General features: G+C 62.4%; 15 protein-coding genes and 1 riboswitch. Of the genes, 10 read left to right on the forward strand and 5 right to left on the reverse strand.

The genetic code is table 11. The annotated features are described in order from the left end of the window. Positions 1 to 1424 (forward strand): FAD-binding protein (locus ACNA1V_RS13985; protein WP_415834217.1); only part of this gene is annotated, 1424 nt, incomplete at its 5' end. Between the two features lie 77 nt (positions 1425 to 1501). On the opposite strand, the gene gshA is transcribed toward ACNA1V_RS13985, so the two are convergent. After that, positions 1502 to 3091, reverse strand: a complete 1590-nt coding sequence (gene gshA, locus ACNA1V_RS13990; RefSeq protein ID WP_415834218.1) for a glutamate--cysteine ligase — start codon at positions 3089 to 3091, stop codon at positions 1502 to 1504. A gap of 151 nt (positions 3092 to 3242) precedes the next feature. Then, on the reverse strand, positions 3243 to 3518 hold the full coding sequence (locus ACNA1V_RS13995; protein WP_415834219.1) for a helix-turn-helix domain-containing protein: 276 nt from the start codon (positions 3516 to 3518) through the stop codon (positions 3243 to 3245). A 120-nt stretch (positions 3519 to 3638) separates the two neighbouring features. Here ACNA1V_RS13995 and ACNA1V_RS14000 point away from each other — a divergent pair, with 120 nt between their 5' ends. From ACNA1V_RS14000 to ACNA1V_RS14015, 4 genes are all read left to right on the forward strand, one after another. Next, positions 3639 to 4541 carry an AEC family transporter gene (locus ACNA1V_RS14000; protein WP_415834220.1) on the forward strand — a complete coding sequence of 301 codons (903 nt, stop codon included), beginning with the start codon at positions 3639 to 3641 and terminating at the stop codon, positions 4539 to 4541. Between the two features lie 100 nt (positions 4542 to 4641). Continuing rightward, positions 4642 to 4720, forward strand: a riboswitch (SAM riboswitch). A 10-nt stretch (positions 4721 to 4730) separates the two neighbouring features. After that, positions 4731 to 5972: a homoserine O-succinyltransferase MetX gene (metX, locus tag ACNA1V_RS14005; RefSeq protein WP_415834262.1), complete on the forward strand. Its 1242-nt coding sequence runs from the start codon at positions 4731 to 4733 to the stop codon at positions 5970 to 5972. Next, positions 5969 to 6604 (forward strand): methionine biosynthesis protein MetW, encoded by a 636-nt coding sequence (metW, locus tag ACNA1V_RS14010; RefSeq protein WP_415834221.1) that lies wholly within the window; start codon positions 5969 to 5971, stop codon positions 6602 to 6604. The genes metX and metW overlap by 4 nt, the downstream gene beginning before the upstream one ends. Beyond that, positions 6534 to 7889 (forward strand): AmpG family muropeptide MFS transporter, encoded by a 1356-nt coding sequence (locus ACNA1V_RS14015; RefSeq protein WP_415834222.1) that lies wholly within the window; start codon positions 6534 to 6536, stop codon positions 7887 to 7889. Before metW ends, ACNA1V_RS14015 begins: the two co-directional genes overlap by 71 nt. Before the next feature lie 148 nt (positions 7890 to 8037). On the opposite strand, the gene ACNA1V_RS14020 is transcribed toward ACNA1V_RS14015, so the two are convergent. From ACNA1V_RS14020 to ACNA1V_RS14030, 3 genes are all read right to left on the reverse strand, one after another. Then, positions 8038 to 8928 carry a universal stress protein gene (locus ACNA1V_RS14020; RefSeq protein WP_415834223.1) on the reverse strand — a complete coding sequence of 297 codons (891 nt, stop codon included), beginning with the start codon at positions 8926 to 8928 and terminating at the stop codon, positions 8038 to 8040. 322 nt (positions 8929 to 9250) lie between these two features. Then, positions 9251 to 10591 carry an NADP-specific glutamate dehydrogenase gene (gene gdhA, locus ACNA1V_RS14025; RefSeq protein WP_415834263.1) on the reverse strand — a complete coding sequence of 447 codons (1341 nt, stop codon included), beginning with the start codon at positions 10589 to 10591 and terminating at the stop codon, positions 9251 to 9253. A 411-nt stretch (positions 10592 to 11002) separates the two neighbouring features. Beyond that, on the reverse strand, positions 11003 to 11800 hold the full coding sequence (locus tag ACNA1V_RS14030) for an exodeoxyribonuclease III (RefSeq protein WP_415834224.1): 798 nt from the start codon (positions 11798 to 11800) through the stop codon (positions 11003 to 11005). Positions 11801 to 12065: 265 nt separating this feature from the next. Here ACNA1V_RS14030 and pyrE point away from each other — a divergent pair, with 265 nt between their 5' ends. From pyrE to ACNA1V_RS14055, 5 genes are all read left to right on the forward strand, one after another. Beyond that, positions 12066 to 12746 (forward strand): orotate phosphoribosyltransferase, encoded by a 681-nt coding sequence (gene pyrE / locus ACNA1V_RS14035; RefSeq protein ID WP_415834225.1) that lies wholly within the window; start codon positions 12066 to 12068, stop codon positions 12744 to 12746. A gap of 255 nt (positions 12747 to 13001) precedes the next feature. Then, complete coding sequence (locus ACNA1V_RS14040; protein ID WP_415834226.1) at positions 13002 to 13508, forward strand: sigma-70 family RNA polymerase sigma factor; 507 nt, start codon at positions 13002 to 13004, stop codon at positions 13506 to 13508. Next, the gene (locus tag ACNA1V_RS14045; RefSeq protein ID WP_415834227.1) at positions 13501 to 14505 is read left to right on the forward strand and encodes a FecR domain-containing protein; all 1005 of its coding nucleotides are present in this window, start codon (positions 13501 to 13503) and stop codon (positions 14503 to 14505) included. The genes ACNA1V_RS14040 and ACNA1V_RS14045 overlap by 8 nt, the downstream gene beginning before the upstream one ends. Positions 14506 to 14739: 234 nt before the next feature. Then, complete coding sequence (locus ACNA1V_RS14050; RefSeq protein ID WP_415834228.1) at positions 14740 to 17286, forward strand: TonB-dependent receptor; 2547 nt, start codon at positions 14740 to 14742, stop codon at positions 17284 to 17286. Positions 17287 to 17365: 79 nt separating this feature from the next. Continuing rightward, entirely contained in the window at positions 17366 to 19570 is a 2205-nt protein-coding gene (locus ACNA1V_RS14055; protein ID WP_415834229.1) for a choice-of-anchor tandem repeat GloVer-containing protein, read from the forward strand. The last annotated feature ends 17 nt before the right edge of the window (positions 19571 to 19587 follow it).

Genomic DNA, 19587 nt, shown 5'->3' on the forward strand with positions numbered 1-19587 from the left:
GGGATGAGCTGCGCGCGGCCTTTCTGGCGTCAGGCCAGCAGGCCATCGACGAGCTGGAAAAAAATACGGAAGTGAAATTTGCCGCTGCGGCTGCGCACCCGGACTATCTGGATGGGCCGGGTTCTGCCTTTGGGGGGCGGGCGTTGGGGCCCTTGCCGTTCGATGGGCGTTTGCTGGGGGCGGAATTCGATCGGGTACGTCCGCCGCGCCCGGAGTTCATGGGGCTGGGCGGCATGATGGTCGGGCGGACGGAACTGGCGCAGTTGCTCAAGCCATTTGCCTCTGTCGGGAATCTCAAGGCGACGTTCAGCATTGTGGGCCGTTATGCGCTGGATCGCTTGCGGTATCGGCGCGGTACGCGTCTGCTGATGGGCAATGCGCTGGTCGCGCGCTTGTTCTACAGCCTGCGGCAACGCAAGGTACCCATACTGTTTGATGCGCCGCTCCAAACGCTGTTGCTGGAGTCCGGCAAGGCAGTGGGCGCGGTTGTGGAGACCCCCCAGGGCCAGAAGCGTATCCGCGCCCGACGTGGCGTCGTCCTGGCCACGGGAGGCGTGGCCTGGAATGCGTCCTTGCGCAAGCAGTATTTCCCGGCGCAGGTCAGCCTAGAATCACAGGCGCCCGAAACCAATACGGGCGACGGCATTGTCCATGCGATGCAAGTGGGTGCTGCGTTCGACGATGGCCATGACAGTCCGGCGTTGTGGATGCCCTGCTCGTTCATTCAGCGTGCCGATGGTTCGCGTGGCATCTGGCCGCACATTTTGCTGGATCGCGCCAAGCCCGGCCTGATTGCCGTTGGCCGGGACGGGCGGCGCTTTGTCAATGAATCGGATTCTTACCATGACTTCTGCATGGGCATGTTGCGCAATGGCCTGAGCGAAGCCTGGCTGATCTGCGATGCGGATTTCATCAAGTCCTATGGCCTGGGGCTGGTCATGCCCGGCGGCAAGGGGCTGGCGGAAAAACTGCGCAAGGGCTATCTGAGTGAAGCGCCGACGCTGGAAGCCTTGGCGGCCAAGGTAGGTCTGGATGCACCGGCCTTGCTACAGACGGTGCAGCGTCACAACGCGTTGGCTCAGACTGGCGTGGATGCCGATTTCGGGCGTGGCACCAGCGTGATGAACCGGTTCAATGGCGATGAGTCGCAGCAGCCCAATCCGTGCCTGCGGCCGATCCGTGACCAGGGGCCTTACTATGCTTTGCGTGTCGTGCCCATGGACCTGGCGTGCAGCGCCGGTTTGCGTGGCGATGTACATGGCCAGGTATTGAACTCGCAGGGGCAGCCTATCGAGGGCCTGTACGCGTGCGGTAATGACATGAGCTCATTGTTCCGCGGAACCTACCCAGGCCCAGGCACGACAATCGGCCCGGCCATGGTGTTTGGCTGGCGCATCGCCAAGCACGCGGCAGCCAAGGTCTAGGTTTTCAGGCAGGCGCACCCGGAGCCTGGCGCCAGGCGCGGTATTCCGCTGCCCCTGCGCAGGGGCAGCGGAAGGCGTCAGGCAGCGTTGTGCTGCTGGCGCTGGGGACGTTGCAGATTGGCGTGATAGCGTGCCACGTATTCGTCAAAGCTTTCGCGGCGATCGGCTTCCAGGGCCTGCTGCTCTGCCAGGGAACGCTCGGCCAGCGTCTGATAGTACGCCTGGGTGGCGGCTGCCAGCGGTTGGCTGCGCAGCGTTTCGGCGTGAGCGCGGCTCGTGCTCAGGCCATATTCGATGAACGAAGCTTGTTCCTGGCGCATTCCGGCCAGCAAGCGGGCTGACGGCGTCAATTCCGGATCGGCCAGCTTGGCCCGCTGCAAAGCCACCGCTTCGCGGTGGCGCGTGCCGCCATGGACGCGATCGAGCAGGTCGGCGCAGGCATCTACGCGATCCAGAATATCGTTGCCCCACTGTTGCAGGGAAACCGCCACGCAATTGCGTTCCAGCATCAGGCCGGGCTCGCGGCCCTGGCGCACGACTTTGGCGAAGTTCTGGCTGCTGCGCTCGCAATAGCCTTGCGGCGTGAAGGTCGGGCTGTCGTCCAGCGCGCAGTAGAGCAGGAAGGCATCCATGAAGCGCATGGTGGCGGCGCTGATGCCTGCCGGCTCGAAAGGGTCGATATCCAGGCAGCGGACTTCCACATATTGCACACCGCGTTCGTCCAGGGCAGTCAGTGGACGTTCGCAACGCTTGGTGCTGCGCTTGAGGCGAATGTTCGAGTAATACTCGTTTTCGATCTGCAGCACGTTGGTATTGAGCTGGATCCATTCCCCCTCCCGCTTGGTGCCGAATGCTTCATAGGCCGGCCAGGGCGTGGTGACAGCGTTGTACAGACGCTCCAGGAAGGTGTCCAGGTCGTTGTAATTGAGCTTCAGCTGGGATTGGGCCTTGTTCTGGTAGCCCAGGTCGCTCATGCGCAGGCTGGTGGCATGGGGTAGGTAGCGCGTGTCGGCATCCCAACGCTCCAGGCCGCCGTCCGCCGCTGCCGGGAAACTGCTGGCAAGCGCCGGGGAGGCGCCGAACAGGTACATCAGCAGCCAGCTGGCGCGAGTGAAATTGCGCACCAGCGCGATATAGCCGGCATCGCGCTGTTCCCGCAGGCTGGCGCCCGGGATGTCCAGCAGGGGCCAGATGGCATCATCCAGCGAAAAATTGTAGTGAATGCCTGCGATGCATTGCATCGAGCGCCCATAGCGTACCGCCAGCCCGCGGCGATAGACATGCTTGAGCATGCCGCTGTTGGAGGTGCCGTACCAGGCGATGGGAATTTCCGAATCGGCGGGCAGGCGCGCCGGCATCGAGTGATTCCAGATCAGCTCATCGCCCAGCACGGCGTAGGTCGCGCGATGGGTATCCAGCAGCGCGGCCAGTACATCATCCGTGCGTGGGAACGGATCGGTGATCAGTTCCAGCAGCGCTTCAGAATAATCGGTCGTGATATGTGGATGCGTCAGCGCGGCACCCAGGGCAGCGGGGTGGGGAGCCTGCGATAGCTGGCCTTGGGCGTTGACGCGCAGCCCCTCTTTCTCGATACCGCGTTGCGTACGTTCGAGAATGTCACGCTGATTGTCCAGGCGTTGCAGGCGAGATAGCAGAAGATCGGTCACATCGACTCTTTTTATCGTAATCACAGGGAGCCGATTTTACGGGTTTGCTGGCCGCTCGGTGCTTAATCCCTACCGGAAACAGGTAAAACCCAGGGCTTTGTCCTGCCCGCCGGGGGCAAGCAAGCCGGTTTTCGTGAGGCAGGGCCTTGTTTCAGGCAGGCATGGCGCTATGATGCCGAGAGGCTGGCAGATCCGTACCATGCCAGGGCGGGATGGGATGAATCAGTCTCTGGTGCATGGCCAGCAGGATGGCGGCGCGCCTGCCATTGACACGCAATTTGCGGCTGGCGTTTTGCAGGTGGAAGTTCACGGTGCGTTCGCTGATCCCGAGAATGACGCCGGTTTCCCAGCTTGTCTTGCCGTGCGCCGCCCATACCAAACACTCCTGTTCCCTGGCGGACAGGAGATTGTGTGTGAAGAGTGTCATAGCCTATGTTCCAACCTGCCGCATGACAGGAAGCGGCAGTGAGAAAGATTATTGTTACGTTTTTATGGTGGAGCAAGGGCTTATGCACACATGCATAGTGCCTTGCCGCCAAGGATACGCATGGCACCAATTTCGATGATGCAGTTCTACCTGAGCGCGCTGGCATTGCTGGCGCCTACCATTGTCGTGGTCGGGACGGGATTTGTCTGGGGGCGGCGCAGCCTGCCTTTTGCTGGCCAGTTTATTTCGCAGCTGGTGACGCTGGTGGCGACGCCGGCACTGGTGTTCCATACGTTGATGAGCAGCACGCTGGACAATGCGCTGCTGGCGGATGTCGTGCTGCTGACTCTGGCCTGTATGCTGGCTGTGACGCTGGTGGCTGCCGTCGGCCTGAAACTGGCCGGGCTGCCGGTGCGCAAGCTCTTGCCGACGACCAGCATGCCCAATGCCGGCAACATCGGTTTGCCGGTGTCCTACATGGCCTTTGGTGAGACCGGGCTGGCGGTGGCCGTGGCGATTTTCACGGTGTCGTCCTTTCTGCAGCACACTGTGGGCTTGCGTATCCTGCCCGGCGGCGTGGCGCGTGGCGGGGCCTGGCGCAATCCGACGATGGCCTTGTGCGTGCTGGCGGTCATATTGCGCGCATTGGGGTTGGAGTTGCCGGGCTGGACGCTGGAGTCGGCGCGCCTGCTGGGTAGTCTGGCCGTGCCCCTGATGCTGATCAGCCTGGGCCATGCCTTATCGCAGATTCCGGCGTCAGGCCTGCGGGCGGGTTCGCTGATGGCGGCCCTGCGCCTGCTGGGGGGCTGCGCCACGGCGCTGCTGGTGACCTGGGCGCTGGATGCGCCGCCGCTCATTGCCAATGCCGTGGTGCTGCAGATGTCCATGCCGTGTGCCGTCATGAGCTATATGTATGCGCGCACCTATACCGATCGGGGTGATGAGGCGGCCGGGGCGGTGCTGGTTTCCACGGGGGTATTCCTGGTCTTCGCACCCCTGCTGTTGTGGTTTCTGCGGGTGTAGGCAGAGGTGGCTGGCGCGATGGTTGCCAGATGTTTGCAGCCCCTGGCGCTATCCGGGTTTATACGGTCGGGGGGCGCGGGAAGTGCTAGAATTCCCACTCAACTTCAATGGCGCCGATTTGCTTGATCTGCTTGCGGGCGCCCGATAAATCCCGCTAAAGAGGTCCATGTGACTCCTTCATCCGTATCTCTGAACGCCACCGGCATTGGCTCGTGCGTGGCTCAACCCTCATTGCAGACTGCCATACCGGCGGGTTCCGTCGGTGTGGTCCGGGCACAGAAAATCGCTTTCGATGAACCGCTGCAACTCGTCAGCGGCCAGGTGTTGCCCAGCTATGAGCTGGCCATCGAAACCTATGGCGAGCTCAACGCAGACCGTTCCAATGCTGTCCTGATCTGCCACGCGCTGAATGCCTCGCACCATGTGGCCGGCATCAATGCCGATAATCCCAAGGACGTGGGCTGGTGGGACAACATGGTAGGCCCCGGCAAGCCGGTAGATACCAACCGTTTCTTTGTCATTGGCATCAATAACCTAGGTTCCTGCTTCGGTTCCACCGGGCCCGCCAGCATCAATCCTGCGACCGGCAAGCCCTGGGGGGCAGCCTTTCCCGTGGTAACGGTCGAAGATTGGGTGCATGCCCAGGCGCGTGTGGCCGACTATCTGGGTATCGAGCGCTTTGCTGCCGTGATGGGCGGCTCGCTGGGGGGCATGCAGGCGCTCAGCTGGGCCATTACCTGCCCGGAGCGGGTGGCCCATTGCGTCGTGATCGCCAGCACGCCGCGCCTGTCGGCGCAGAATATCGGCTTCAATGAAGTGGCGCGGCGCGCCATCATTACCGATCCCGATTTCCATGGCGGTGATTATTACGCCCATGGCACGGTGCCGGCGCGGGGCCTGTCGGTCGCGCGCATGGTGGGACACATCACCTATCTGTCGGATGACGACATGGCCGAGAAATTCGGCCGCGTGCAGCGTGAGCCCGCAGCCAATGGCGATTACCACTATGGCTACGATGTGGAGTTCGAGGTGGAGTCTTATCTGCGCTACCAGGGCGAGAAGTTCTCGCGCACCTTTGACGCGAATACCTATCTGCTGATTACCCGTGCGCTGGATTATTTCGATCCGGCGCGGCGCACCGGAGGCGACCTGGCGCGCGCGTTGGCACCGGCCACGGCAGATTTCCTGCTGGTGTCATTCACGACTGATTGGCGCTTCTCGCCGGAGCGTTCGCGCGAGATCGTCGGTGCCTTGCTACAGAACGACCGCTCCGTGACCTACGGTGAAATCAATGCGCCGCATGGCCATGATGCCTTCCTGCTTACGGATTCGCGCTATCACGCGCTGGTGTCCGCATATTTCGACAGGGTGGCGCGGGCATGTCACCTGGGGGAACGCCAGGCGCTGGTGCAGGCAGGAGAACAGGCATGAGTGAAATTGTCGGCGTCAACGGCATGATCGTACGCGGCGGTACGGCGCTGCGTCCGGATCTGGCACGTATTGCCAGCTGGATCGAACCGGGCAGCCGTGTGCTGGATCTGGGCTGCGGGGACGGTACGCTGCTGGCTGAGTTGCGTGACCGCCGCCAGGTGCGGGGCCGGGGCGTGGAGCTCAGCGATCAATGCGTGATCGCCTGCGCCCGCCGGGGCGTGGATGTGATTCAGCAGAACCTGGAAGATGGCCTGGCGCTGTTTGGCGATCAGGCTTTCGATACGGTGGTGCTATCCAAGACCTTGCAGGCCATGCACAACACGGAGCATATCCTCAAGGAAATGGCCCGCGTAGCGCGCTATGGGGTGGTGTCCTTCCCCAACTTCGGCTACTGGCCCCATGGCTGGTCCATTCTGCGCGGCCGTATGCCGGTGACGGGCGAAATGCCTTATCAGTGGTACAACACCCCCAATATCCATTTGTGTACCTTGAGCGACTTCGAGGATCTGGCTCGCCAATCCGGCCTGCATATCCTGGAACGCGCTACCTTCGATCATCACCGTGAAGTGCGCTGGTTGCCAAGCTGGCGCAGCACGCTGGCGGTCTATCGTTTCAGTTCGGTCGGCGCCTGAGGCGCGCCGCGGCCGGCGCCAGGAGAGCACCATTCGTATCGCCAGCCTGTTTACCAGCCGCCGTGTCGCTCCGTTGTTCCTGCTGGGCATGGCCAGCGGCCTGCCGCTGGAGCTGACCGGCAACACCTTGCAGGTGTGGCTGACGGTTGCGGGCGTTTCGCTGCAGGAAATCGGGCTGCTGACGCTGGCAGGCGCCGCTTATACCCTGAAGTTCCTGTGGTCGCCATTGGTGGATCGTTATGCGCCGCCAGGCCTGGGGCGTCGCCGGGGTTGGATGTTCCTGATGCAGTGGCTGTTGGCGCTGGCGCTGGTCGGCATGGGGCTGCTTTCGCCGGATGAGTCGCTAGGCACGCTGGCGCTGCTGGCTGTGCTGGTGGCGTTTTTTTCGGCCACGCAGGATATTGCGTTCGATGCCTATCGCGCAGATCTGCTGCAACCGTATGAGCGTGGCGCCGGTGTTGCGCTATCGGTGCTGGGCTATCGGCTGGCCAAAGTCGTGTCGGGCGGCCTTGCCGTCGTGGTGGCTGAGAAGTGGCTGGGGTGGGGCAACGTCTATATCCTGATGGGGGTCTGCATGGCGGCGTTCTCCATCGTGACCTTGCTGGCAGTGGAGCCTGCGCGCGATGTGCAGGCCCCGGTGTCCTTGCGCGCTGCCGTCATTGAGCCATTCCGCGAGTTTTTCGGGCGTACGGGCGCCTGGGAAATGGTGCTGTTCATCGTGATCTACAAGCTGGGCGATGCATTTGCTTCGGCGCTGTCGAATACCTTTCTGATTCGTCATGGACAGTTCGATGCCGAGACGGTGGGATGGGTCAATAACGTGCTGGGCATTGTGGCAACCGTTGTGGGGGCGGTGGTGGGCGGGGCGCTGCTGGAGCGTTTGCGCCTGTTCCGCGCACTGCTGCTGTTTGGGTTGCTGCAGGGTGCGTCCAATCTCGGTTATGCCGTGATTGCCTGGTATCCGGGCGAGCTGGCCTTGATGGTGCCCATCGTGGCATTCGAAAATGTTTGCAGCGGGCTGGGAACGGCTGCTTTCGTGGCCTTGCTGCTGGCGGTGTGCGACGCCCGTTATTCCGCCACCCAGTTTGCGCTGCTGTCCGCGCTGGCCGCGATCGGCCGCACCTACATTGCCGGGCCGCTGACGCCGCTGCTGGTAGGCTGGCTGGGCTGGGCCGGTTTCTTTCTGGTGTCGGTTGTGATTGCCGTGCCCGGCCTGTGGCTGCTCTGCCGCCGCAAGACAGAGATCGAAGACCTGGATGCACGGCAGAACCCATCGGGTGGCTGAGTCCGTGCGTACAGGGGGGCGGGGCAGGAAACGGCACGACCGGAGAGTTGCCGGGTAGGCCCGCAGCCAGCCAGGTGCCGCCCAAAAAAATGCCGCCGGGCCTGGGTGGGCCGGCGGCGGTGCGCATGGCGTTGCCGTCAGGCGGGCATCAGATTTCGTCGTCTATTTCGTGGGGCTGGCGTACCACCAGTACATCGCAGGAAAGGTTTTCCAGCAGGCTGGCGGCGATGCTGCCGATGGCCGTGCGCAGGATGCCGGTCAGGCCGTGCGTGCCGACGGCGACCAGATCCACGTGATTCTTGTAGGCGTATTCGGACAGCAGCGAGACGGAGTCCCCGATTTCGATGAGGATTTCCGGACGCTGGCCGTCTTGCAGGCCGGCGGTGTCATCCAGGAATTCCTCGCCGGTTTGCTTGGCAGCCTGGCGGAAACCATTGATGAGGGTTTGCGTGTGCAGCACGCCAGTGGCCGTGGGCAGTTCCAGCGCGTGATAGAGCTTGAACGGCGTGCCCGGCAGCAGGTTCAGAATGGCATCGACGGCATGGCGCGAGCCTTCGGAGAAGTCGGTCGCAACCAGCACATTGCGGTAGGGGTGGCGCGGGCGTTCCTTGACCACCAGTACCGGCACGGGGATATGGCGCACCAGCTTTTCCACCGTGGTGCCCAGCAGCAGGCGGCCCAGAGTTTCGTCACGGGCCACGCCGGCCACGACCAGCTCGGCCTGGGTTTCTTCCGCGACCTGCAGGATGACATCCAATGCCTTGCCCTGTTCCACGCGGACTTCGATGTCCACGCCGCTTTCTGCCAGATCATCGAGCAGGCGGCGCTCGGCCAGGCTGCGATGATTGGGCGCCATCTTGCGCCAGGACGGCGTGATCAGCTGCGCGGTCAACGACGGTTCGATAACATGCAGCGCGACCAGCCGCGCCTGGCGGGCGCGAGCGAGCTGAACGGCGCGATCCAGCGCACGGTCGCAGCGTGCGCTGAGGTCGGTGGTCAGAAGGATGGTGCGTTGTGCAGCATCGTCGGAATGGGGCATGGCATTTGTCTCCGGCATAGGGCCAAGCGGAATACAGGGTCTTGACGATATCATGCCGCGACGTCAACCGTTGCGTTTTGACGTGTATCAAGCCCTGCGGGAACAAGGCCTGCGAAGTCCGGCAATCTTCCCGCGATAGCCAGGCGATACGCCGTTGGCGGATGGGTATCAGGAGGGATGGCTGCCGGTGCTGCCAATGGAAAACCCCGAAGGCCGGATTCGTGTCCAGGCTTCGGGGTTTCGAGTGGCCGGCGCTGTGCACGCCATGGCCTGTGTCAGCGCCTGGCGCATGCCGCGCGCCAGGGCGATCAGCGACCAGGGATCAATACAGCCCTTGATGCAGCATGGCATCGGCGACTTTGACAAAGCCGGCGATATTCGCGCCATCCAGATAGTTGACCTTGCCGGTCGTATCGCTGGTGCCGTAGCGCACACAGTTGGCATGGATATCGTTCATGATGGCCTGCAGGCGGGCATCGACTTCATCACGCGTCCAGGACAGGCGCATGGCGTTCTGGCTCATTTCCAGGCCCGACACGGCAACGCCGCCGGCGTTGCTGGCCTTGCCCGGTGCATACAGAACACCGGCTTCGATGAAGGCATGGGCAGCTTCCAGCGTGGAAGGCATATTGGCGCCTTCCGCCACGCAGGTTACGCCATTCTTGATCAGCGTGCGTGCATCTTCGATTTCCAGCTCGTTCTGCGTGGCGCAGGGCAGGGCCACATCGACCGCCACGCCCCAGGGACGCTGGCCGGCGTGGAAGGGCAGGCCGAAACGTTCGGCATAGACCTTCAGCGGCTGGCGTTCCGCATTCTTGATGTGCATCAGCGCTTGCAGTTTTTCCGGCGTGAAGCCTTCGGCATCGAAGACGAAGCCTTGGGAATCGGAAACCGTCAGCACCTTGGCGCCCAGCTGCATGGCTTTTTCGACCGCATATTGAGCGACGTTGCCCGAGCCGGATACCGCGACCCGCAGGCCGTCGAAGGACTTGCCCTGGGCTTGCAGCATGTGTTGGGCGAAGTACACCGTGCCGTAGCCGGTGGCTTCCGGGCGGATCAGGCTGCCGCCGAAGCTCAGGCTCTTGCCGGTGAAGACCGCGCCGGTCTGGTTGGACAGCTTCTTCATCATGCCGGCCATGTAGCCGACTTCACGGGCGCCCACGCCGATATCGCCAGCCGGCACATCGGTGTCGGGGCCGATATGGCGGAACAGTTCAATGACCAGCGCCTGGCAGAAGCGCATGATTTCCGCGTCCGAACGGCCCTTGGGGTCGAAATCGGAGCCGCCCTTGGCGCCGCCCATCGGCAGCGTGGTCAGCGCATTCTTGAAGGTTTGTTCGAAAGCCAGGAACTTCAGGATGGACAGGTTCACCGAGGGGTGAAAGCGCATGCCGCCCTTGAAGGGGCCGATGGCCGAGCTGTGCTGGATGCGAAAGCCACGGTTGACGTGAACTTCGCCCTTGTCGTCAGTCCAGGAAATGCGGAACTGGATGCTGCGCTCGGGTTCGACCAGGCGTTCCAGCAGGCCTTGCTCGGCGTAGCGGGGGTTGGCTTGCAGGAAGGGCCAGAGACTGGAGGTTACTTCTTGCACGGCTTGCAGGAATTCCGGCTGGTGCGGATCACGACGGGCGACTTGTGCCAGAAAATCGTCCAGGCTCTTCAAGGTCTTCAAAATGCGGGCTCCCTCTTGGGTAGGTGCAACAATTTGGTGCGTGAAATGGTACAAAACGGTGCGAGAGACGCATTCTATTACCAAAAAAGGCTTTTGCGTGAAGGACTTACGATAAAAATAAATGGGGACGGATTAAATTAAAACATAGCTTGGAAATAAAAACAGGGACGGTCTTATGGGTAAGATGTGCGCCAGTATCCTGGCAAGCGGGCAATAGAAAAATATTTCATTGTTAACAATGTGCTGAGCCACACCCACCGCGCAGCTCCCATCCGGGATGCAGTCAAGTGTTTGGGCGGCACCGGCTCTGGAAATGACAAAAGCGGCTATCAAGCCGCTTTCGTCGCACCCAGGTTGGCCGCATCTGCGGCATATTTCGGAAAATTTGGGAATGATCGCCTGTCAGGCCATCGAAAACTCGTAGTCGATGGTCAAGGGGGCATGGTCCGAAAAGCGTTCGTCCTTGTAAATGGAGGCCGAACGGGCGCGGGCAGCGATGCCAGGCGTCGCAATCTGGTAATCAATCCGCCATCCGACATTTTTGGCCCAAGCCTGTCCCCGATTGCTCCACCAGGTGTAGCAATCGTCGGTCGTGTCAGGATGCAGATGGCGATAGACGTCAACGAATCCTTTTTTATCAATAACTTGGGTCATCCATTCGCGTTCTTCCGGCAGAAATCCGGAGTTCTTGCGGTTGCCTTTCCAGTTCTTCAGGTCGATTTCATGGTGGGCAATATTCCAATCGCCGCAGATGATGAACTCGCGGCCGTCTGCACGGTTTTCGTGCATTAGCGCGTCCAGCCATGCGCCAAAATGATCCAGAAAGCGATACTTGGCCTGTTGGCGTTCGTCTCCGCTGGAGCCTGAAGGCAGATAGGCGCTGATGACGCTCAGTCCTGGCCAGTCGGCGCGGATGATGCGGCCTTCACGGTCGAATTCCGGGGATTCCATGCCGGCCACAACCAGCTCCGCCGGACGCGAGAGGTACAGGCCGACGCCGCTGTAGCCTTTTTTCTCGGCAGCATGAAAGTGGCCGGTATAACCGGACGGGTAGCGCAGTTCATCGGTAAGGTCGGCGTCCTGGGCCTTGATTTCCTGAAGGCAGACGATATCGGCGCTCTGTTGGGCAAGCCAGTCGGGCAGGCCTTTGCGGAAGGCGGAGCGTATGCCGTTCAGGTTGAGCGAAGTAATACGTAGCAAGCCGGTATCCTTTTTTGCTGTAGGGGAAGCGGAAAACGGGGTGCGCGGCAGGCGCCCCATAGACAGGCCGCCAGGGGGAGGCCCGGCCGGCGTGCCTGGCTGGCAATTTAACCCATGTTTCTGCCGGAGATGGCGGTTCCGGGCAGCTTCCAGGGGAAAGCGCGAGACCGGCCCCGAATGCAGGAGCATGCGTCACCTTGCGCCAGAATGCCGGGCAAATAAGGGATAATTGCGGTTTTCATCGCCTATCGCCGGTTTTTCTATCATGAGCACGACATTCCGCACTGATTTCGTCCGTTTCGCCCTGGAAGAGGGGGTTCTGCGCTTTGGCAGCTTTGTCACGAAGTCTGGGCGGGTCAGCCCGTATTTCTTCAATGCCGGTCTGTTCAACACCGGCCGCAGTGTTGGCCGACTGGCCGATTTTTACGCGCAGGCGCTGGAAGCCTCTGGCTTGCAGTACGACATGCTGTTCGGCCCGGCTTACAAAGGGATTCCGCTCGCAACCGCCACATCGGTTGCACTGGCCAGCCGCGCAGCAGCGCGCGGCAGCGATCTCGACGTTCCCTTCGCCTATAACCGCAAGGAAGCGAAGGATCACGGCGAGGGGGGGGTGCTGGTGGGTGCCCCGCTGGCAGGCAAGGTCGTCATTATTGACGATGTCATTACGGCAGGAACCTCGGTGCGCGAGTCCGTGGCCATGATCCGCGATGCCGGCGCTGAGCCCGGTGCGGTGCTGATTGCCATGGATCGCATGGAGCGCGCCGGCAGCGACGACGCGCTGGCGCCGCATTCTGCCGTGGAAGAAGTGCAGCAGCGTTATGGCTTGCCGGTCATCAGCATTGCGTCGCTGGAAGACATTCTGTCCGTGCTGGCCGAGCGCGGCGAAATGGAAGCCTATCGTGCCGATGTCCTGGCCTATCGCGCCCGCTATGGCGTGACGGTCTGAGTCAGCCTGGCTGACCTGGCAAGATCGGCGGCCTGTCCTGTGCGGGGCAGGCCGTTTTTTTACGCGGTGTGTCAGCGTAGCGGCGGGTCGGCCGGCATGTGGTGGCCTTCCCGCCGCTCCTCGGACGGCAGGGGGGCACAACAGAAATGTCGGAATGTGTGGTGGCGCTGCAATGCGGGTTCAGGCCGAGGATAATCTTCAACATATAATTGAGACTGATTTCCATTCTTTTGGTTTGAGTGCCAGGAGCTTCCCGTGCCCACGCCCGATCTGTCCATGCAGTCTTTGTACCGTGAACACCATCAATGGCTGGTGGCATTGTTGAGGCGCAAGCTGGGCGGCAATGTGGATAATGCGGCCGACCTGGCGCAGGATACGTTCGAGCGCATTCTGCGGGGGCCGGCACCCGCCTTGCAGCAAATCAAAGAGCCGCGGGCCTATCTGACGACAGTGGCGAGCCGTCTGGCGGCGCAGTATTTCCGCCGTCAGGCGCTGGAACAGGCCTATATGGAAGCCTTGGCCTTGCAGCCGGAGGCCTGCACGCCTTCTGTGGAAGAGCAGGCGCTGGTGCTGGAAGCCTTGGCGCAGGTCAGCCGTGTGCTGGATGGGTTGCCGACGCGTACGCGTGCAATCTTCCTGCTGTCCCAGCTGGATGGCTGGAGCTATCCGCAGATCGCCGCGGATATGGGGTTGAGCATCAATGTCGTGCAGAAAGCCATGTCGCAGGCATTGCGGCATTGCTATATGGCTGTCTATGGCTGAGCGCAAGCTGTTCGAGGCGGGCGAGAATCGCCAGGATGTGCCGGATGCCGTGCTGGATGAGGCGATCCACTGGGTCATGCTGATGCAGTCAGGCACGGCCGGTGATCGTGATCGCGAAGCCTGTCGGCGCTGGCGTGCCCAGCATGCCGATCACGAGCTGGCCTGGCAGCGGCTGGCCGGGTTATGTGGCGATGTGCAGCGCGGCGCCGCCGGCGCATCTGCGCCGCTGGCTCGCCGGGTGCTGGCCAGCGGCGCGCGCGTGACGGGGCGCCGCAAGGCCGTCAAACTGATGCTGGGCACGGCAGGCGTCGGGGTCTTGTCCTGGAGCGCGTTCCGGCATATGGATCTGGGTGTTACCACGCTGATGGCGGATTACAGCACCGGCGTGGGGGGCAGGGAGCGCATCACCTTGCCGGATGGCAGCCAGCTCGTGCTCAATACGGATAGCGCCGTTGCGATTGATTTCACCGCTCAGCAGCGCATCCTGCAATTATTGCGCGGCGAGCTGTTGCTGGAAACCGCCAGGGACGGGCAGGGGCGGCCCATGCTGGTACAGGCCGGCGACATGGAGATACGGCCATTGGGCACACGCTTTGCCGTGCGGCGCTTCAGCGCAGCCCAGGTGCGTGTTGCCGTGCGTGAAGGCGCGGTGGAGCTGCGCCACGCCCGGCTGCCCGGCCGGCAACTGGTGCAGGCCGGCGAGCAAGGGGCGGGAGATACGGCAGGCTGGGTGGCCAAGCGTCCGCTGGAGGATATCTGTGATTCCTGGGAAACCGGGATGCTGGTGGTCGAACGCATGCCCCTCGGGGAGTTCGTCGATGAGCTGGGCCGCTACCGCCGCGGGGTGCTGCGCTGCGATCCCGCTGTTGCCGCCCTGCAGATATCCGGCGCGTTTCCCTTGGCGGATACCGATGCGGTACTGGCGGCGGTGACGGCCATCCTGCCGGTAGCCGTGCATCGGGTGACACCGTATTGGGTCACTTTGGCGCCGGCCTGAACAGGCAGGAGGCGCCGTGCCTGTCAGGGCGAAAATCATGATGCTGGCAGGCCAGCGCTCACATCATCGTGTTGCCACAGGCAGGCGGCAGCCAGTCTGATTGCAGTCAGGATTCATTCTTATTTGTAACTCTGTGTAAATAACCGGCAGGTTTTCCCCATTCGCGCATCAAGCAGATCAGAGGCAGCCCACACATGGCTGCCAGATTGCGACACATTTGGGGATAACGCAGGCATGGCGCATAAAAAATTGCCACCGGTTCTGGTGCGGGCCGCCCTTTGGGCGGCCTTGATGCCGGCAATGGGCCTGGGCTGGCAGACAAGCTTGCAGGCGCAGGAAACGGCGGAAAGCCGTAATGAGCTGCGGCGCTACGATATTGAAGCGGGTACGCTGGATCAAGTCCTGGGCCGTTTCGGACGGGACAGCGGGGTGCTGGTGGCGATAGATCCGGCCTTGACGTCCGGTTTGCGCAGCCAGGGGCTGACGGGGAGTTTCGGTGAGCGGGCCGCCCTGGAAACGCTGCTGGCGGGCAGCGGCCTGGAAGCCGTGGCGGCGCCGCAGGGCGGCTACCGCTTGCAACGCGTTCCCGCCGGTCGTGGCGCAGGCGTCTCGGCGCTGGCGCCGGTGCTGGTGACGGCGGAGTTGGATCGCGCCGCGGCGGTGTATGAAACGCCGGGCTCGGTGGCGGTCGTCACGCGCGAGCAAATGGACCGCATTCCGGCACGCAGCATTGGCGATGTGCTGGCGGATGTGCCAGGGGTGTATTCGGTTGGTTCGCGCCAGGGCGGGGGCCTGTCCGTCAATATCCGCGGCATGCAGGATTTCGGTCGCGTCAACGTCATGATCGACGGCACGCGCCAGAACTATCAGCAGAGCGGCCACGGCAGCAACGGTTCCGCCTATATCGACCCGGAATTGCTGGCGGGTGTCGATATTTCCAAGGGCCCGAGCTCCACGACCGGCGGGGCGGCGGTGATTGGTGGCGTGGTGAATTTCCGTACGCTGGATGCCAGCGATCTCATGGCGCCGGATGAAAACTATGGCGGTCAGATCACCACGACCACCGGCAACAATGCGTTCCATTTTTCTGGCAGTGCGGCGGTCGCCACCCGGCTGGGCGAAGATGTGGATTTCATCGCGGCGGTCAGCCGCCGCAAGCTGGGCAGCTTCGAGCCGGGCAAGCATGGCGGGCTGTCGGACGACCCGTACTCCAACCTGATCTGGTCGGGCTACATTCTGTCGCAGGAATACTGGTCTGGCCTGGCCAAGCTGGGCTGGCGATTGACGCCCGATCAGCATTTGAAGCTGAGCTACCTGGGGTTTGATTCACGGCGCGATCTGAGCCATGAAAGCAGCGCGCACAGCAAGGTGCGCCGCGATACCTTGATCGCCAATTACACCTGGACGCCGGACGACCCGCATTTTGATCTGGCGGCGGCGCTGTACTACACCCGTACCCGGAATTCCGAGCAGCGCGAGGGTAGCGAGCAGTTGGGCTATGGCCCGTATCAGGTTCGCTACCAGACAAGCACGGTGGGCGGTTCGCTGGAAAACCGCGCACGCTTTGATCTGGGCAACTACGCATTGTCATGGCGGCTGGGCAGCGAGTTCTTCCATGATTGGACGGATCCCCATGCACAGAGCAGCGATACATCGTTGACGGGTCAGCAGAATTACAACTCGGTCTGGTTCACCGGCAGTACGCCAGAGGGCAAGCGCACGGTGGCCAGCCTGTTCACCGAAGCCACGCTCTCCTACCAGGAGTGGCTGGAGCTGACGGCCGGGCTGCGCTATGACTGGTATGGCCTGGAAGGCAACGGCAAGATCATGACCGGCGCCATTGCCAATGAGCCCGGGGTGCGGCCAGGGACGACATATGTCTGGACGGCCTTTGGCGTGAACCGCCACGCCAGCGCGGTATCGCCGCGTGTTTCGGCTGCGGTCAAACCATGGGAACCGTTGCAGCTGTTCGCCAGCTTCGGCAAGGGCATGCGGCCGCCTGCGATTACGGAAACCCTGATTGGCGGCGCCCATCCGGGCAACATGATGCTGTATTACCCGAACCCCGGCCTGCTGGAAGAGCGTGCGACGAACTGGGAGCTGGGCAGCAACCTGATTCTGCATGACCTGATCGCGCCGCATGACAGTTTCAAGATGAAGGCCGCCTGGTTTGAAAACAAGGTGCGCAACTACATGGCCATGGCCGTGGTGAAGGCGCCGGACGGTCAGTCCAGTGAAGGGACCTTCGCACCTCGTGCCTATGTCAATCTGGATGATCCGTTCCGCTCACGCGGCCTGGAACTGCAGGCGGATTACGACGCCGGTGTCGTATTCGCCGGCGTTTCCTACACCCATATGCTGGTGTATCCCGGCGATGGGGGGTACAACCCGTTCCCGCTGGGCAGCCTGGTCGGGGAAAGCCATACCACGCTGGGCAAACCAGGCGATGGCAATGTCGGCTACATGCTGCCGCCACGCAAGATGGCAGCGCTGACGCTGGGGACGCGCCTGTTTGATCGGCGCCTGACCCTGGGCAGCCGGGTGCGCTGGCGCTCGCCGCAGCGTTACCAGATTTCCGAGCAGTTTCAGGAGATCAGCGTGGCTAATGTCGCCAATGCCCAACTGGTGGATCTCTGGACCAGCTATGAGTTCAGCAAGGCGCTGACGCTGCGCCTTGCGGTGGACAACCTGACCGATCGCAACTATTCCGAAATGAGCGGCGGTTCCTATTTTCTCGCTCCTGGCCGGACGGTCAGCGGCACGCTGGCTGTGCGTTTCTGAGCGGCCGCGTGCGATTTCTGCATTGCATCCGCCGCCATCATCCAAGGCTGATTCCCCTTTTTCCCGCGAGACCCATCTGATGCCGCGACTTTCCTTACTGAGCGCCGTCCTTCTGCCGATGCTGACCGTGGCCGGCGCAGCGCATGGCGATACCAATGCCTATCCTGCTGTCAGTGTGACGCACCTGACGTCCTTTCACTCGTCCGGAGAGGATACGACGACCGGCAACAATCCCAAAGGCTGGCCCGCCGTCGCCTATCCGTCGGCTCCGCCGCTGTTGAGCGAGGATCCGGTACGCAAGCGTAGCTATCTCTTCGGTGGCTTCCAGGGGATGGGCCCGCTGCGAGGCCTGGGCGGCGAACTCCGCGAAACGATCTTTACGGCACCCGGCCTGTACTGGCTGCAGCCTTCTCCCGGCCTGTATGAGCGCCTGGCGCTGGAAGCCGAGCGTCTTTATGGCCTGATTCCCGGCACGCCCGTGCGGGCGAAAGATGGCATGAGCCTGTTTGGGGTCATGACCAGCGTGAAGGCAGAGGAGTATGAGGCGCGCCCGGATCTGCTGGATGCCGATGGCAATGTCACCACCGCCTATATGCTGCACTACAGCAAAGGCGTGGGCAAAGGTATCGTCTTCCAGGTAGATTACGATGGCACGCATCTGCGCGCAGTGCCCTCGACGGTCGGCCAGCTGCATACGCCCAATGGCGCGCTGGTGATGGATGCCGCGGGTAATCTTTATGGCGTCGATAAAGGGCCGCAGGGCCACGGACGGATTTTCACCGTGCGTGTGGATGGCAGTTTTGGCGTGGTGCATGAATTCGGCCCAGGCCCGGATAGCCGCCGCCAGGTCGCCAATGATCTGACGCTGGGCAGCGATGGCCTGTTGTATGGCGTGACGGGCTACGACCGTGGCCTGCCGTTCGATGCCGGCACGCTGGTGGCGCCGGATACGCCGGTCGGCACGCTCTATCGCATAGACCCGGCCCAGCCCGCGTCCTTCACGGTATTGCATACCTTTACGTTGGCAGAAGGTGAAATCAATGTCGAGGACAATGTCACCAGCCATGGCAACCGCGATTATCCGTCGCGTGCGCCAACGCAGTCGTTGTTCGGCAAGCAGGTATTCAATAGCTACGACGAAACCAGTGTCGGTTTGTCATCGCTGGTGGAAGGGCCGGATGGCTGGCTCTATGGCACGACATCCATCGCCCAGTGCCAGCTGTATTCTCCCGCGCCGATTCCTGCCGGCACTTTTACGGTCGTCAATGCCGCTGCGCCCTTGTGTGGCCGGGCCCACAACGGCACGCGGCAATACGGCACGCTGAGCTATCCCTACTATGACGGCCCGCTGCCCCATGGGGCAATCTACCGCGTGCGCAAGGACGGCAGCGGTTTTGAACTGCTGCACCGTTTCAGCGGCGCTGATGGCAGTACGCCGCGTGGCAGCCTGGCCGTGGGGCAGGACGGCGCGATCTACGGCACGACGGCAAGCGGCGGCGCCAACCGGCACTGGAATTTCTCTTATGCCGCCGACGGGCTGATGCGGCTGGATCGCCAGCCGACCTGCAATGACTTCTCGCTGAGTACCTTGCGCCAACGTTGCCTGGAGGCTGGCGCGGAAAACTACGTCTCGATGCAGCAAAGCGGCCAGGACATCAGTAATGGCGTGCTGTACCGCATCGTACCGGCACGCATCGGCACGGAGGCCGGGCCGTTCGAATTGCTGCATTCCTTCAAGCACAACGTTGAGGGCTATCACCCCCTTGGGGTCAGGGCCGCTGGCGATGGCCGCCTGTACGGGGTGACGGGGCTGGGCGGGCAGGGCTATCAGTCGAGCAATGGCATCAAGTTCCTGGCCGATGACAAAGGGGCGGTGTTCACCGTGGATTTGCAGGGGAATGTGCCTTCGGGCGCCGTCAGGCTGGTGGTTGCGCCTGGGCAGGTGGCCGTAGGCCAAAAGGCGGAGCTGACCTGGACCAGTTTCCAGGCCAAGGATTGCCAGGCTTCCTCCTCCGATGGCAGCTGGAGCGGGCCGGTAGCGCAGCAAGGCAGTATCGACCTGGAAAAAACGGCGGGCACCTATCGTTACCGCTTGAGCTGCACTGACAGCGTCAAGTTGACTGAAGTGTCGGCCACGACCGTGCTGTATGTCGATACCGCTGCCAATGTGGACGACGGCAACACTGTGGAGTACGGCAACGGCGGGGCGGGCGGTATGCCTTTGGGCCTGTTGGCGTTGTTGCCGCTTGCCTGGGCCTGGCGTCGCCAGCGTCCGGTGCTCTGAATTCAAATTTTCTATGT

The organism is Kerstersia similis, from assembly GCF_965139615.1.
In the GTDB taxonomy this organism is placed as follows: Bacteria; Pseudomonadota; Gammaproteobacteria; order Burkholderiales; family Burkholderiaceae_B; genus Kerstersia; species Kerstersia similis.

Bases quoted from the DNA above. Each gene is read 5' to 3' on its own strand.
- ACNA1V_RS14020 (WP_415834223.1), bottom strand. From the start codon at position 8,928: ATGCCCCATTCCGACGATGCTGCACAACGCACCATCCTTCTGACCACC.
- ACNA1V_RS14000 (WP_415834220.1), top strand. From the start codon at position 3,639: ATGGCACCAATTTCGATGATGCAGTTCTACCTGAGCGCGCTGGCATTG.
- ACNA1V_RS13995 (WP_415834219.1), bottom strand. From the start codon at position 3,518: ATGACACTCTTCACACACAATCTCCTGTCCGCCAGGGAACAGGAGTGT.
- metW (WP_415834221.1), top strand. From the start codon at position 5,969: ATGAGTGAAATTGTCGGCGTCAACGGCATGATCGTACGCGGCGGTACG.
- ACNA1V_RS14055 (WP_415834229.1), top strand. From the start codon at position 17,366: ATGCCGCGACTTTCCTTACTGAGCGCCGTCCTTCTGCCGATGCTGACC.
- ACNA1V_RS14045 (WP_415834227.1), top strand. From the start codon at position 13,501: ATGGCTGAGCGCAAGCTGTTCGAGGCGGGCGAGAATCGCCAGGATGTG.
- ACNA1V_RS14050 (WP_415834228.1), top strand. From the start codon at position 14,740: ATGGCGCATAAAAAATTGCCACCGGTTCTGGTGCGGGCCGCCCTTTGG.
- pyrE (WP_415834225.1), top strand. From the start codon at position 12,066: ATGAGCACGACATTCCGCACTGATTTCGTCCGTTTCGCCCTGGAAGAG.